The organism is Massilia sp. Bi118 (assembly GCF_918697865.1).
GTDB lineage: Bacteria > Pseudomonadota > Gammaproteobacteria > Burkholderiales > Burkholderiaceae_D > Telluria.
In genome coordinates, this window is the sequence record NZ_CAKKMV010000025.1 from 16162 (window position 1) to 30862 (window position 14701).

Genomic DNA, 14701 nt, shown 5'->3' on the forward strand with positions numbered 1-14701 from the left:
AAATGTCGTCCACCCCATGTTTTTACCGTTGTCCCGATATGAACGTCCAAGAGTATTACCAGCACGCCCTCACCGAGCGCGGCTTCAAGTCCGATGCGGCCCAGCAGCGCGCGGTGGACCGTCTCCAGCAGGCGTACGACGACTGGGTCCATTACAAGGCCCAGCGGTCGTCCGCTTTCAAGCGCCTCATCAACCGTCCCGACGTGCCGCAAGGCGTTTACATGTGGGGCGGAGTGGGGCGCGGCAAGTCCTTTCTAATGGACAGCTTCTATTCGGTGGTGCCGGTGGTGCGCAAGACGCGCCTGCACTTCCACGAATTCATGCGCGCCGTGCACCGCCAGCTCGACGAGCTGAAAGGCGTCGAAGACCCGCTGATCGAAGTCGCCAAACGCATCGCCAAGAAGTACCGCCTGATCTGCTTCGACGAATTCCACGTCAGCGACGTCGCCGACGCGATGATCATGTACAACCTGCTCTCGGCCCTGTTCGATCTCGGCGTCTCCTTCGTGATGACCTCGAACTACGACCCGGACAAGCTCTACCCGGACGGCCTGCACCGCGACCGCATGCTGCCGACCATCGCGCTGCTGAAGGAAAAGCTGGACGTGATGAACGTCGACGCCGGCATCGACTACCGCCACCGCGCGCTGGAGCAGGTGCAGGCCTATTACACGCCGCTGAACGCGGCCAGCGACCACATGCTGCGCGACACCTGGGCCAAGGTCGCCGACACCGCCGACGAGAATCCGATCGTGCACATCGAGCAGCGCGAGATCCGCGCCCTGCGCCACGCCGGCGGCGCGATCTGGTTCGATTTCGCGACCCTGTGCGGCGGCCCGCGCTCGCAGAACGACTACCTGGAACTGGCGAGCCGCTTCCACACCGTGATCCTGTCCGGCGTGCCGCGCATGTCGGCCTCGATGTCTTCGGAGGCGCGCCGCTTCACATGGCTGATCGACGTGTTCTACGACCACAAGGTCAAGCTGATCATGTCGGCCGAGGTCGCGCCGGAGGAGCTGTACACGCAGGGCGCGATGTCGAACGAGTTCCATCGCACGGTGTCGCGTATCATTGAGATGCAATCGCGCGAGTACATGCTGGCCGAGCGCCGCGGCGCCGCCGACGCGCTCGCGTGACCTTCCCATCGAAAAGGAAAACAAGAAGACGATGAAAGCCGATTTGTTCCTGCGCCGTATGCAGTCCACCTTCCTGCCCGCTGCAGTGCTGTCTCTGCTGCTGGCCGCCTGCGGCACCAACCGTCCGGCCCCGCGCGAAGCGCCGCCGCCGCCGGTGAGCTCCGTGGCGCAAGCCGACCAGCAGCTGGCCGCGGTGGCGCGCGAACGCGCCGGTATCGAAGCCCGCTTTGCCGAGCGCGAACGGGTTTGCTACGACAAGTTCTTCGTCAACCGCTGCCTCGACGAAGCCAAGGAACGCCGCCGCAGCGCCCTGGCGGCCCAGCGCGCGATCGAGGTGCAGGCCGAGCGCTTCAAGCGCCAGGCCGTGGTCGACGAGCGCGACCGCAAGCTGGCCGAGGCCGAGAAGAAATACCGCGAGGAAGAGGCGGCCCTGGCAGCCCAGCCGCCGCAGCCGAGCCGGCCGGTAGAAGAAGCGCCGGCGCCGCGCGCACCGACCGTGCCGGGCCGCGTGGCCGAGCGCAATGCGAAACTGAAGGCGGCCCAGGCCAGGGAAGCGGCCGATGCGCCGAAGCGCGCCCAGAACGTGCGCGATTTCGAGCGCCGCAAGGCCGAAGTGGAAGAGCGCCAGCGCGACGTGGCGCGCAAGAAGGCGGAGCGCGCCGCGAAGTTGGCGAAGAAGGCCGAGGAAGAGGCGGCGAGGGCAGCGAAAGCGGCGAATCCGGCCCCGCCGGCACAATAATCGTATGCGTGGGGTGATTGATGCCGGGGGCATCAATCACGTGCCCACGACGCGCATCAAACCGCGCGCTTCAACTTCTGCACGGTGTAATTCCCCGCATCCTGCGGCGGCCGCACCAGCTTCAAGATCGCCATGGTGCAGTTCCCACCCTTGCCCTGCGAACGCTCGCCAGCCTTGTTGATCAGCATCTCCGATGCCTGGCGCGGCGTCGCCCGTGACGTGGCGGCGCCCAGTTCGGCATCGGTAAAGAAGTGCCACAGCCCGTCGGAGGCGAGAAGGAACACGTCGCCGGCGCCCAGGCCCGTGTGGTGGCCGATCGTGACGTAAGGGTCCTTGCGGCCATTGCCCAGCACATTCACCAGCAGCTTGGACTTGCGGTGGTTCTTCGCGGCTTCCGGCGGCAGGCGGTCGGTCGAGACCAGGTGCTCGACGTATTCAAGGTCGCCGGTGCGCGCCAGGCAGGCGCCGTTCTGGAAGTGGTAGAGGCGCGAGTCGCCCACGTGCGCCCACACGGCCTCGCCATGCGGCGAGAGCAGCAGGCCGACGAAGCTGGCGTGGGCATCGAGCTTGGTCGTCACCGCGTTCATCTTGATGACCATGTGCGTCTCCTGCACGATGTCGCGCAGCAGTTGCTCCAGGCGCTCGACGTCCGGATGGTCGCCGGGCTTGAACAGGTCGAACACCTGCTTGGCCGTGTGCAGGACCTGCTCCGAGGCCGCCGCGCCGGCGATGCCGTCGGACAGGACCGCCAGCACATAGCCGGGAGCGCGCGCCCCCGTCATCAATGCGACCCGGTCGTTCTGCTGCGGGCGGTTGCCGATGTGCTGCGCGGTTCCCGCTTCTAACTTGTATGAACTCATAAACGTGGCTTTCCGATACCGGCTTGCCGAACTTTGTTGGCGGCAACGTCGGCGTAGATTAAACTATGCACTGGTTTGTACTACAGTTGCAAGCCGTAACGAAGAATCGCGTCCTCCCACCCCCAGCAACAGCTCTTAAGTTCGGAAATGCCAACATGATCGACGTCCAGGAGATCCACCGCCGTATTGTTGAACTCGACGTGGAACACCGCGACCTCGACGCTGTCATCGACATGCTGACGCGGGACGGCCATTCCGACCAGTTACAGCTGCGCCGTCTGAAGAAGCGCAAGCTGCAGCTGAAGGACCACATCACTTTGCTGAAAATGCAGTTGGTGCCGGACGTGCCAGCGTAAGCTGTCAGTCTTTCACCGCCAGATTCCTATTTTGACCGATCACCTGCCCCTGTCCGGCCTTGCCGGCGAGCCCGTTCCTGCGAACACTGCCGACAAGGCCGATGCCGCCGCGCCCGACGCGGCCGAATCCGCTGCGCCGGGTAAATACGATGCCGAAGTCGACCGCATCTTCGGCGCCGGCGGCCCGCTCGCGCCCGCCGTCGGCAGCTTCAAGCCGCGCCAGTCGCAAACCGAGATGGCCAAGGCGATCGCCGACGCCATAAGCAACCAGGGCACGCTCATCGCCGAGGCCGGCACCGGCACGGGCAAGACCTTCGCGTATCTCGTTCCGGCGCTGCTGTGGGGCGGCAAGACCATCATCTCCACCGGCACCAAGAACCTGCAGGACCAGCTGTTCTCGCGCGACATTCCGAACGTGCGCCAGGCGCTGCGCGCGCCGGTCTCGGTGGCGCTGCTGAAAGGCCGCGCCAACTACGTCTGCCATTACAACCTGGAACGTACGCTGCAGAACGGGCGCCTGACCTCGCGCGACGACGTCGGCCACCTGCGCGAAATCTCCCGCTTCATCAAGATGAGCAACTCGGGCGACAAGGCCGAGCTGGCGAAAGTTCCCGAAACCGCATCCGTGTGGAACCTGGTGACCTCGACCCGCGAAAACTGCGTGGGCCAGGAATGCCAGTACTACCAGGACTGCTTCGTGATGAAGGCGCGCCGCGAGGCCCAGCAGGCCGACGTGGTCGTGGTCAACCACCACCTGTTCTTTGCCGACGTCGCCCTGAAGGAGGGCGGCATGGCCGAGCTGCTGCCGTCTGCCAACACCATCGTCTTCGACGAGGCGCACCAGCTGCCGGAAGTGGCGACCCTGTTCTTCGGCACCACGGTCTCGACCTCGCAGGTGCTGGAGCTGTGCCGCGACGTGCTGGCCGAAGGCCTGGCGCATGCGCGCGGCGGCCCGGACTGGGCCAAGGTGGTGATGGTGGTCGAGAAGGCCGCGCGCGACCTGCGCCTGACCTTCCCGGAAGGCGGCACCCGCCTGTCGCTGCCGCAGATTCCGCCGAGCTCGGACTTCTTCCCGGCGCTGGAAAAGCTGAAGGAAGAACTCGAGGGCATGGTCGACGTGCTGGAAGAGAACGCCGAGCGCGCCGAGACCCTGGAGCAGTGCCGCGTGCGCGCGGTGGAACTGCTGGAAAACTTCAAGGACTGGAAGCAGGCGCCGGTCAAGAAGGACCCGAAGGAGAAGGATTACAGCCAGTTCGCCGGCGCCGATGCGGTGCTGTGGGTCGAGGCCTTTTCGTCCTCGCTGCAGCTGCACAAGACCCCGCTGTCGATCGCGCCGATCTTTGCGGGCCAGCGCGCCGGCACGCCGCGCAGCTGGATCTTCACCTCGGCGACGCTGGCGGTGAAGAGCGACTTCAAGCACTTCACGTCGCAGATGGGCATGACCGGCGAGCCGGCGCGCACCTGGCCCAGCCCCTTCGATTACCAGGAGCAGGGCATCCTTTACGTGCCGACCGGCCTGCCGGAACCGAACACGATGGGCTATACGGACGCCGTGGTCGACGCGGCGCTGCCGGTCATCGAAGCGGCGGGCGGGCGCACCTTCTTCCTGTGCACCACGATCCGCGCGGTGAACCGCGTGGCCGAGCGCCTGCGCGAAGAGTTCGCGGCGCGCGGCCTGGAATTCCCACTGTTCGTGCAGGGCGAGCGCGGCCGCACCGAGCTGCTGGACTCCTTCCGCACCGCCGGCAACGCCGTGCTGGTGGGCAGCCAGAGCTTCTGGGAAGGCGTGGACGTGCGCGGCGAGGCGCTGTCCCTGGTCATCATCGACAAGCTGCCTTTCGCCCCGCCGGACGATCCGGTGCTGGCGGCGCGCATCGAAGTGATGGAAAAGAAGGGCATGAACGGCTTCGTGCACCACACGCTGCCGGAAGCGATCATCAACCTGAAGCAGGGCGCCGGCCGCCTGATCCGCGACGTCGACGACCGCGGCGTGCTGATGCTGTGCGACCCGCGCGTGATCAGCAAGCCTTATGGGCGCCGCATCTGGCAGAGCCTGCCGCCGTTTAGGCGTACGCGGGTGCAGGCGGACGTCATCGATTTTTACAAGCAGAAGCCGGAACCGGACGCATAACCCGTCGTCCCCGCGCAGGCGGGGATCCAAGTTAACGCACGGATCAAAACAGCGATCCCGTTTCCGGCACCACCGCTTTTTTCGCCCGCGGCGGCGCCGGCGCCGCCCAAGCCTTCATCCGCTCGGCCGGATAATGCCGCAGGAAGCTGCGCGCCAGTTCCGGGTCGCGGCAGGCCAGCCAGGCATCGACGTCTTCCGGCGGCAACACCACCAGCGCGCGCTTCTCGTCGCCCGGCTTGTGGAAGCGCTTCATCAGCGGATGCTCGTCGGCGTTGATGGTGATCTGGGTGAAGGAGGTGCCGACCTTCCCGTCCGCCTCTTTCCACTCGCGCCACAGACCCGCCACGAAGAAGGGCGCTTCATCCTCCATGCCGATGCCGAAGCGCTCGGCTTTCCCGCTCTCGTAATTCGGTTCGTAGAAGCAGGTCATCGGCACCGCGCACAGCTGCGTGCGATGCCAGGCCGGCGCAAACGAGCGCTTCTCGCCGATCGACTCGGCGCGCGCATTCATCGTGTCGAAGACCTTCACGCCGGCCGGGATGTGGCGGCGCGGGACCATGCCGTAGCTGGCCAGGCTCAGCATGCGCTGGTTATCGGCGTCCGTGCGCACGATGGGCGCCAGGTAGTCTTTCCAGGTTTCCGTCGGCCAGTCCCAGTCGCGATAAAGGTCGACCAGGGTGCCGAGGACCATGTCCAGCTGCTCGGGAAGGGGAGGGCGGTAATTGACGCACATGGCGTCATCATAGCAGGCGGCGGTTCCCGCGGAAAAAGTGTTAGGCAAGCACAAGCGCATCGGGTATCTTGTCTGGATTGCATGCCAAGGAGTAATCATCGATGAACGAGTTGGTCAACGCCATTAACGGCTACGTCTGGAGTCCGGCCCTGATTGCGCTCTGCCTGGGCGCCGGACTGTATTTTTCGATCCGGTCGCGCTTCCTGCAGGTGCGCCACATGCGCGAGATGACGCGGCTGATGATGGAGGGTAAGAGCTCCGACCAGGGCGTGTCGTCCTTCCAGGCGCTGGCGATGACGCTGGCGGGGCGTGTCGGCACCGGCAACATCGCCGGCGTGGCCACCGCGATCACCTTCGGCGGTCCGGGCGCCGTGTTCTGGATGTGGGCGGTCGCCTTCCTCGGCGCCAGCTCGGCCTTCGTCGAATCGACCCTGGGCCAGGTCTACAAGGAGCAGATCAACCGCGAATACCGCGGCGGACCGGCCTTCTACATCGAAAAGGGCCTGGGCGTGAAATGGTATGCCTGGCTGTTCGCGGCCGTCACCGTGCTCGCTACCGGCGTGCTGCTGCCGGGCGTGCAGGCGAATTCGATCGCCGAGGGCCTGAAGACCGCCCTCGGCATCGACCCGAACGTCACCGCCGCCGCGCTGGCCATCGTGCTGGGCTTCATCATCTTCGGCGGCGTCAAGCGGATCGCCAGCTTTGCCGAAGTCGTCGTGCCCTTCATGGCGCTGGCCTACATCATCGTGGCGGTCGTCATCATCTTCCTGAACATCGGCCAGCTGCCGCACGTCGTCAAACTGATCTTCAGCTCGGCCTTCGGCATGGAACCGGCCTTCGGCGCCATCCTCGGCATGGCGATCCAGTGGGGCGTCAAGCGCGGCGTGTACTCGAACGAAGCGGGGCAGGGCACCGGCCCGCACGCCTCGTCGGCGGCGGAAGTAAGCCATCCGGCCAAGCAGGGCCTGGTGCAGGGCTTCTCGGTCTACATCGACACCCTGTTCGTGTGCTCGGCAACCGCCTTCATGCTGCTCATTACCGGGCAGTACAACGTCGAGCGCGCCGACGGCAGCCACATCTACCAGGGCGTGCAGAACGTGGCGGCCGGCCCGGGCTACGTGCAGACGGCGCTGGAGAACGTGCTGCCGGGCTTTGGTTCGATCTTCGTCGCGCTGGCCCTGCTGTTCTTCGCCTTCACCACCATCGTCGCCTACTACTACATCGCCGAAACCAATATCGCCTACCTCAACCGTCACACACCGCGGCCGTGGATGAACTTCCTGCTGAAGCTGGCGATCATCGCGGCGACCGTGTACGGCACCGTGAAGACGGCCGAGGCGGCGTGGGGGCTGGGCGACCTGGGCGTGGGCCTGATGGCCTGGCTGAACATCGTCGCCATTCTGCTGATGCGCAACACGGCCTTCAAGTGCCTGCGCGACTACGAGGCGCAGAAGGCGCTCGGGAAGGATCCGGAATTCGATCCGGTGGCGCTGGGCATCAGCAATGCCCACTACTGGGAAAAGCGCGCGGCCGAACGGCGCGCCGGCGAAGCCCCGGCCCGCGAGACCACGCCGGCGGCCTGAGGGGCCTAGGCCTTCAGCGTGCGGACGTGGGCCAGCACCTCGTCCGCATGGCCTTCGCCCACCAGCTGGGCCGGCGTCCTGCCGTCCAGCGCGGCCAGCGGCGCCTCCATCCAGTTGCTCGCCGCATCGTCGTTCCCGAGCACGGCGCGCACGGCGTGCATGACGGTGTAATAGGCCTGGGCCTTGCGCGACTGCTGCTCGAAGCGGGCGCGCAGGGCGGCCAGGCCGTCCGGATTCAATTGCTCCTCACTCATGCCGTCTCTCCCGGTACGATGACGACCTTGCCCGTCACCTTGCGCTCGGCCATGTCGTTCAGCGCCTGCGCCGTATCCTGCAAGGCATAGCGCCGCGACACCAGTGGCCGCAGCTTGCCTTCCGCCATCCAGCCCAGCATCTGGCGCATCGCCGCCAGGTTGGCCTTCGGCTCGCGGCGCACGAAGTCGCCCCAGAACACGCCGACCACCGAGGCGCCTTTCAGCAGCATCAGGTTCCACGGCAGCCTGGGGATCTCGCCGTTGGCGAAGCCGACCACCAGGTGCCGTCCGCGCCAGGCGATAGCCCGCAGCGCCGGCTCGCTGTAGACGCCGCCGACCGGGTCGTAGATCACGTCCGGGCCGCGGCCGTCGGTGGCCGCCTTGAGCGCCTCGCGCAGGTCTTCCTTCGTGTAGTCGACCAGGACGTCGGCGCCATGGGCCTTGCACACCGCCAGCTTCTCGGGGCTGGATGCGGCCGCGATCACACGCGCGCCGAGGGCCTTGCCGATCTCGATGGCCGCCAGGCCGACGCCGCCGGCCGCGCCCAGCACCAGCATGGTCTCGCCGGGCTGCAGGGCGCCGCGGTCGACGATGGCGTGGTGCGAGGTGCCGTAGGTGAGGGTGATGGCGGCGGCGACCTCGAAGCCCATCCCGGGCGGGATCGGCATCAGCGCTTCGGCCGGCGCCAGCGCCTGCTCGGCGAAGGCGCCGGTGCGGGTGAAGCCGATCACGCGGTCGCCGGCCTTGAAGCCGGTGACGCCGTCGCCCACCGCGCGCACGATGCCGGCGAACTCGTTGCCCGGCGTGAAGGGCAGCTCGGGCTTCACCTGGTACTTGCCCTGCACGGTCAGCACGTCCGGGAAATTGACCCCGGCCGCCTTCACGTCGACCACCGCCTGGCCGGCAGCCGGGATCAGGTCCGCGACGTTTTCCACGACTAAATTGTCCGGTGGCCCCCAGGCCTTGCATACGACGGCTTTCATTTTTTCTCCTTCTGAAAGACGGGATTATGCCGCAAGGCAGTTCCGCCGAGTCCGGCAGGGTCGCTTGTGCTGCCACAACATGCATCATGCATGCGTTGGTAGAGTCAGCTGGTCCGCTGCCGGTGGCGGCGATATAGGGGGAGCGATGGCGATCCGTTACGGCTGTTTCTTCAGCTATGCCCATGGGCGGCATGAGCTCATGCAGCGCTTCAAGGCCACCCTGGCCGACGCCCTGCGCTGCTACCTCGAGCCCTACTTCGACAACGAGGACGAACTGTTCGTCGACGTTGAACAGCTCGGCGGCGGCGACGACCTCGATCACAAGATCGCGCGCGCGATGTGCGAGAGCGTCTGCATGATCCTGATTTACACGCCCAAGTACGAAGCCCACGCCTACACGCGGCGCGAGTACGCGGCCATGCGCCAGCTGGAGCTGGAGCGCAGCAAGTGGTATGCGCTGCCCAGCCACCTGATCATCCCCGTGATCATGACCCAGCATCCGGACCAGCTGCCGCCGCAGATCACCGAGTCCAGCTTCTACGTCGATTTTTCCCGCTTCACGATGGCGACCGCCGACCTGAAATCGAATCCCGAATTCCTGCCCGACATCGACAAGATGGTTAGGCGCATCGTCACGCATTACCAGTGCTTGAAAAAATACATGCCGCCGGGGCACGACTGCAACCAATTCGAGCTTCCCGCTGTCCCACCCCCATGGCGCGAAATAACGGATACCACCTTTCCCAAAAAATGAGAGGCAATATGGATACGAATCGCATCACCCCCGCGCCGGCGCTTGCCGGCGAGGTGACGACGTTTTACGCGTACGATGGCGCCGGGGCGCGCAGTCGCGCGCTTGTTCATGCCGCATGGCTATTGTCTGGGCGAAAAAACGCAAAAACGCCGGTGCTGATGATCGACTGGGACCTCGAAGGGCCGGGGCTGCACCATTATTTCCCCAGCCAGCAGGGCGAGCGTGGGGGCGTGCTCGAGTTGTTCGAAGCTTGCCGCGAGCGCCTGCACGCGCTCGGACGCGCGCCTGCCGACGAAGTGCGCGAGCTGGCCGAGCAGGTGCTCGAGAGCATAGCCTGGGACGACTACCTCGAACGGGTCGACGATACCCGTCCTCTCTACCTGATGCGCGCCGGCCGCTTCGACGACAGCTACGGCGAGCGGGTCGACCGGCTCGACTGGGATGCACTGTTCTGCGCCTGCCCGGCCCTGTTCCGCAGCTTTGCCGCCCACCTGACGCGGCGCTTCGCCCATGTGCTGGTCGATTGCCGCAGCGGCCGCTCGGCCGCTACCAGCGTCTGCACGGCTTTGCTGCCGGACAAGATGGTCGGATTGTTCACGCCGGAACCGCGCAGCCTGGACGGCCTTGGCGGCGTGGTGCGGCGCGCGCTCGACTACCGCTGCAGCCACGAGGACGAGCAGCGGCCGCTGCTGGTCTATCCGCTGCCCACGCCGCCGGACGGCGCCGTCGAGGGGCGGATCGGCTGGCGCCACGGCCACGAAGGCCGCGGCCAGCCTGGCTACCAGCCGGTGCTCGAAGCGCTGCTGGGCGAATGCTACGGCCTGGATGGCGTCGGCCTGGACAGTTATCTCGACGAAGTCCAGCTGCTGCAGGCCGGCATCGCCGAGGCCATCCTGCCTGCGCCGCGCGGCGCCGAGCGCGACCGGCTGGGCCCGGCGCGCAGCATCGAGACCCTGCTCGAGTGGATGGAACCCGGCCATTTTCCGTGGCGGCCGCTGGCCGAGGTGCGCCTGGTGCAGGCGGTGGCGGCGCTGCGCGAGCGCGCCGGCGACACCCAGGCGCCGCCGCTGGCGCGCGAGCTGGCGCGGCTGGGGCAGCTCTATCTGGGCCAGCAGGGCGACGAACTGGAGGCAGCACGCCGCCTCGAACAGCATGTGATTGCGCTGGAAGAGGGGCTGCACGCGATGGAAGAGGGCAGACGCGTGATCCGTAACTGAGCCGCAATCGAGACGCAAAGTGCCGGACTGAGCCGGGCGCCGGTGTGGCGCATGCGCGACGGCAGGTCGCGCTTATGTGGCGACGGGTGCAGGCGGAACGGCCGGCGCAGTACGCGCTTCGTCCCCATGAGCAATAAATGTGCAGCCCCAGGCGTCGATACAGCCGTTGCTTCAGGTAAAATCGCACGCATGCGAATCCTTATCAGTAACGACGACGGCTATCTCGCGCCTGGCATCCAGGCGCTGGCCGACGCGCTTGCCGCGGTCGCCGACATCGTGGTGGTCGCTCCCGACAGCAATCGTTCGGGCGCTTCCAACTCGCTGTCGCTGGACCGGCCGCTGTCGGTGTCGAAAGCTGCAAACGGTTTCTATTTTGTCAACGGTACGCCTACCGACTGCGTGCACATCGCCCTGACCGGGATGCTGGATTACCGGCCCGACCTGGTCGTTTCCGGCGTCAACAACGGCCAGAACATGGGCGACGACACCTTGTACTCTGGCACGGTGGCAGCGGCAACCGAGGCTTACCTGTTCGGCATTCCGGCGATCGCCTTCTCGCAGGTCCACAGCGGCTGGAGCGAGGTCGAATCGGCCGCGCGCGTCGCCCGCGACATCGTGCTGCGCCACTTCGAGATCCTGGAATCGCCCTTCCTGCTGAACGTAAACATCCCGAACCTGCCCTATGACCAGATGGGGCCGCTGACCGCGACCCGGCTGGGGCGCCGCCACCAGGCCGAGCCCGTGATCCGCGGCCAGGACCCGCGCGGCCGCGAGATCTTCTGGATCGGCGCGCCGGGCGCCTGCCGCGACGCCGGCGAGGGCACCGACTTCCATGCCACCAGCCAGGGACGGGTGTCGATCACACCGCTGCAGGTGGACCTGACCCACCGTGAACAGCTGGAATCGCTGCGAGGCTGGTTGAAATGACTGAAAAGCGCAGCACCTTTCCCTTGCCGCTGTCGTCCGTGACGGGCGCGAGCACCCGAAAACCTGCTGCGCCGACGCCGGTGGCGACGCCGCAGACGGCCACCCAGAACGCGCGCACCAGCCAGGCCCAGACCCGGCAGGCGCCGCCTCCGAGCCCGGGTCCGCGTCCCGCCGCATCCGGCGCGCCGCAGCCAGTCCAGCCGCAGCAGACCATGCAGCGCTCCGACCTGGCCGCCACCGAGGCGCCGCGCCGCGCTATGGCGGCCCATGTCGCGCGCCAGGGCGTCAAGGACGGGCAGGTGCTGGCCGCGCTGGAAACCATGCCGCGCCACATGTTCATCGAACCGGCCCTGTCGAGCCAGGCTTATGCCGACGTATCGCTGCCGATCGGCCATAACCAGACGATTTCGCAGCCCTATATCGTGGCGCGGATGATCGAGTTGCTCAGGGGCAGCGGCCAACCCTTGCGCCGCGTGCTCGAGATCGGCACAGGCTGCGGCTACCAGGCCGCGGTGCTCTCGTGCGTGGCGCAGGAGGTATACTCGATCGAGCGGATCAAGCCGCTGCATGAGCTGGCCAAGGCCAACCTGAGACCCTTGCGCATTGCAAATCTACGCTTGCAATACGGAGATGGTATGCTTGGGCTGCCGCAAGTGGCGCCCTTCGACGGCATCATCCTTGCGGCGGCCGGTCTCGAGGTGCCGCGGGCACTGCTCGAGCAGCTGGCCATCGGCGCCCGGCTGGTGGCGCCCGTCGGCGCGCAGGTCCAGCACCTGCAGCGCATCACCCGCACCGGCAAATCGGAATGGACCAGCGAAACGCTGGAAGCCTGCCATTTTGTCCCGCTGCGGCCAGGCACCGTCTGAGAGTGCCAGAAAGTCGTAACAGAATTAGATGAGAATGAAACCAACACCCCGCCTAGCCCTGCTGACCATCAGTATCGTGCTGAGCGCCTGCAGCACCGAAACCCGCCAGGCGCCCGTGATCGATCGTCCGGCCCCGCCGGCCGCCAACAAGGGCCCGCGTGTGTCGCACCCGGCGCCGGCGCCGGCCCCGGTCAACGACGAACCGAAAGCCGATGCGCGCGGCAGCTATACCGTCCGCAAGGGCGATACCCTGCTGAAGATTGCGCTCGATTTCGGCCAGAATTATCGCGACATCGTCGCCTGGAACAATCTCGCCGACCCGGACGACATCAAGGTCGGCCAGGTGCTGCGCGTGACGCCTGAACGCGGCAACAACAATGGCCTGGCCGGCACCAATCCGGTCACCATGCCCGGCGCCGAGAAGCCGGCCGTCCCGCCGAAGAAAACCGCGCCGCGCGGCGACAAGAAGGCCTATTCGGAAGGCAACCTGGCGGATTCCCAGAAGGACGACAACCCGGCCGTCAACCCGAAAGCCGCCGAGCGTCCGTCCGGCGGGCTGTCCGCCGGCAGCACCGTGACCGCCAACGACGACGAGAAGCTGAGCTGGATGTGGCCGTCCAATGGCCGGATCCTCGCCACCTTCGACGAAGGCAAGAACAAGGGCATCGATATCGCAGGCAGGCTCGGCCAGCAGGTGATGGCCGCCGGTCCCGGAAAGGTGATGTACGCCGGGAGCGGTATCCGCGGATATGGTAATCTCGTGATTGTTAAGCACAGCAACAGCCTGCTGTCGGCATATGCGCATAACCGCGCAATCCTCGTCAAGGAAGGCGATAGCGTGGCCAAGGGCCAGGCGATCGCGGAGATGGGCGATTCCGATGCCGACACAGTCAAACTGCATTTCGAGATACGCCAGCAGGGCAAGCCGGTCGACCCGTCTAAGTTCCTGCCCAGTCGTTAGCGAGGACCAATGACGCTGCCGCCCGACCCGTTGGACCAGGACATGCCGGACAACGCGCCGGAGGATGGACCGGATGAAGCGCTGGGCGACGGCGAGTTCGGCGCCGACGGCAGCGAGCGCGCGGAAATGCTGCCGGAAGGGCAGGCGGCGCCGGCCGAGGGCGTCGACGAGCTCAAGAGCGTGCTGCAGGCCGAGCTCTCCACCGACACCACCCAGCACTACCTGAACCGGATCGGCGCCAAGCCCCTGCTCACGGCCGAGCAGGAAGTGCATTACGCGACCCTGGCCAAGGCCGGTGATTTTGCCGCCCGGCAAAAAATGATCGAGCATAACCTGCGCCTGGTCGTCTCGATCGCCAAGCACTACATCAACCGCGGCGTGGTCCTGCTCGACCTGATCGAGGAGGGCAATATCGGCCTGATGCGCGCGATCGACAAGTTCGAGCCCGAGCGCGGATTCCGTTTTTCGACTTACGCCACCTGGTGGATCCGTCAGAGCATCGAGCGCGCCATCATGAACCAGGCCCGCACCGTGCGCCTGCCGGTGCACATGGTGCGCGAGCTGAACCAGGTGCTGCGCGCCAAATACCACCTGGAGGCCCAGCACCACGACGGCAAGGAAGCCAGCGCCGAGGACATCGCCAGCCTGGTCGGGCGCCCGGTGGAAGAGGTGCAGGACATCCTTGCCCTGTCCGAGCACGCGGCCTCGCTCGACGCCCCGCTCGACAACGACCCGCAGACCAGCCTGATGGACATGTTGCCGGACGAAGGCGACGTCAGCCCCGACGCGCGCGCCGAGCACCACGAGATGACCCTGCTGGTGCGCGACTGGCTGCAAAAGCTGCCGGACAAGCAACGCGTGGTGGTGATGCGCCGCTTCGGCCTCGACAACGACGACCCCGCCACCCTCGAAACCCTGGCCGAAGAGATGGGCGTGACCCGCGAACGGGTGCGCCAGATCCAGCAGGAAGCGCTGGTCAAGCTGAAGCGGGCGATGGCGGCACGTGGCGTCGTGCGCGATTCCTTGCTATGATGTTTGGCTGGCCGGAAAGGCCAGCGCCGTCGTTCCCGCGAAGGCGGGAACCCAAGTTTGTTCGAGCAGTGCTAACGCTTGCTTTGGCTACGCGCCGAACTTGGATCCCCGCCTGCGCGGGGATGACGTTGATTGATTGCGCGGCACATCGACCTGCGTGTTCCCGTTT

15 protein-coding genes are annotated in these 14701 nt (G+C 66.3%); 11 read left to right on the forward strand and 4 right to left on the reverse strand.

Going from position 1 to position 14701, the window contains the following annotated elements:
• Positions 1–38: 38 nt before the first annotated feature.
• Complete coding sequence (zapE, locus tag LQV39_RS24915) at positions 39–1136, forward strand: cell division protein ZapE (RefSeq protein ID WP_230029883.1); 1098 nt, start codon at positions 39–41, stop codon at positions 1134–1136.
• Positions 1137–1167: 31 nt separating this feature from the next.
• Positions 1168–1875, forward strand: coding sequence for a hypothetical protein (locus LQV39_RS24920; protein ID WP_230029884.1), 708 nt, complete (start codon positions 1168–1170; stop codon positions 1873–1875).
• A gap of 56 nt (positions 1876–1931) precedes the next feature.
• Here the strand turns inward: LQV39_RS24920 and LQV39_RS24925 are convergent, their stop codons facing one another.
• Entirely contained in the window at positions 1932–2735 is an 804-nt protein-coding gene (locus tag LQV39_RS24925; protein ID WP_230029885.1) for a PP2C family serine/threonine-protein phosphatase, read from the reverse strand.
• Between the two features lie 155 nt (positions 2736–2890).
• Between LQV39_RS24925 and LQV39_RS24930 the strand changes: the two genes are divergently transcribed.
• Complete coding sequence (locus LQV39_RS24930; RefSeq protein ID WP_230029886.1) at positions 2891–3091, forward strand: YdcH family protein; 201 nt, start codon at positions 2891–2893, stop codon at positions 3089–3091.
• 31 nt (positions 3092–3122) lie between these two features.
• Positions 3123–5222 (forward strand): ATP-dependent DNA helicase, encoded by a 2100-nt coding sequence (locus tag LQV39_RS24935; RefSeq protein ID WP_230029887.1) that lies wholly within the window; start codon positions 3123–3125, stop codon positions 5220–5222.
• A 43-nt stretch (positions 5223–5265) separates the two neighbouring features.
• Here LQV39_RS24935 and LQV39_RS24940 read toward each other — a convergent pair whose 3' ends face one another.
• Positions 5266–5955 carry an SOS response-associated peptidase gene (locus LQV39_RS24940; protein WP_230029888.1) on the reverse strand — a complete coding sequence of 230 codons (690 nt, stop codon included), beginning with the start codon at positions 5953–5955 and terminating at the stop codon, positions 5266–5268.
• Between the two features lie 101 nt (positions 5956–6056).
• Here LQV39_RS24940 and LQV39_RS24945 point away from each other — a divergent pair, with 101 nt between their 5' ends.
• Positions 6057–7538, forward strand: coding sequence for a sodium:alanine symporter family protein (locus LQV39_RS24945; RefSeq protein ID WP_230029889.1), 1482 nt, complete (start codon positions 6057–6059; stop codon positions 7536–7538).
• Between the two features lie 5 nt (positions 7539–7543).
• Here the strand turns inward: LQV39_RS24945 and LQV39_RS24950 are convergent, their stop codons facing one another.
• Together LQV39_RS24950 and LQV39_RS24955 are read right to left on the reverse strand one after the other, a co-directional pair.
• Positions 7544–7792 (reverse strand): MbcA/ParS/Xre antitoxin family protein, encoded by a 249-nt coding sequence (locus tag LQV39_RS24950; protein ID WP_230029890.1) that lies wholly within the window; start codon positions 7790–7792, stop codon positions 7544–7546.
• The gene (locus LQV39_RS24955) at positions 7789–8775 is read right to left on the reverse strand and encodes an NADPH:quinone oxidoreductase family protein (protein WP_230029891.1); all 987 of its coding nucleotides are present in this window, start codon (positions 8773–8775) and stop codon (positions 7789–7791) included. The genes LQV39_RS24950 and LQV39_RS24955 overlap by 4 nt, the downstream gene beginning before the upstream one ends.
• A 145-nt stretch (positions 8776–8920) precedes the next feature.
• Here LQV39_RS24955 and LQV39_RS24960 point away from each other — a divergent pair, with 145 nt between their 5' ends.
• The 6 genes from LQV39_RS24960 to rpoS all read left to right on the forward strand — a co-directional run bounded on the left by LQV39_RS24960 (position 8921) and on the right by rpoS (position 14532).
• On the forward strand, positions 8921–9529 hold the full coding sequence (locus LQV39_RS24960; RefSeq protein ID WP_230029892.1) for a toll/interleukin-1 receptor domain-containing protein: 609 nt from the start codon (positions 8921–8923) through the stop codon (positions 9527–9529).
• A 158-nt stretch (positions 9530–9687) separates the two neighbouring features.
• A complete protein-coding gene (locus tag LQV39_RS24965) occupies positions 9688–10746 on the forward strand; it encodes a hypothetical protein (RefSeq protein ID WP_230029893.1) in 1059 nt (352 codons plus the stop codon).
• Positions 10747–10935: 189 nt separating this feature from the next.
• The gene (gene surE / locus LQV39_RS24970) at positions 10936–11673 is read left to right on the forward strand and encodes a 5'/3'-nucleotidase SurE (RefSeq protein WP_230029894.1); all 738 of its coding nucleotides are present in this window, start codon (positions 10936–10938) and stop codon (positions 11671–11673) included.
• Entirely contained in the window at positions 11670–12539 is an 870-nt protein-coding gene (locus LQV39_RS24975) for a protein-L-isoaspartate(D-aspartate) O-methyltransferase (RefSeq protein ID WP_230029895.1), read from the forward strand. Before surE ends, LQV39_RS24975 begins: the two co-directional genes overlap by 4 nt.
• A 34-nt stretch (positions 12540–12573) precedes the next feature.
• Positions 12574–13500 (forward strand): peptidoglycan DD-metalloendopeptidase family protein, encoded by a 927-nt coding sequence (locus LQV39_RS24980; protein WP_230029896.1) that lies wholly within the window; start codon positions 12574–12576, stop codon positions 13498–13500.
• 9 nt (positions 13501–13509) lie between these two features.
• Positions 13510–14532: an RNA polymerase sigma factor RpoS gene (gene rpoS, locus LQV39_RS24985; protein ID WP_230029897.1), complete on the forward strand. Its 1023-nt coding sequence runs from the start codon at positions 13510–13512 to the stop codon at positions 14530–14532.
• Positions 14533–14701: the final 169 nt, after the last annotated feature.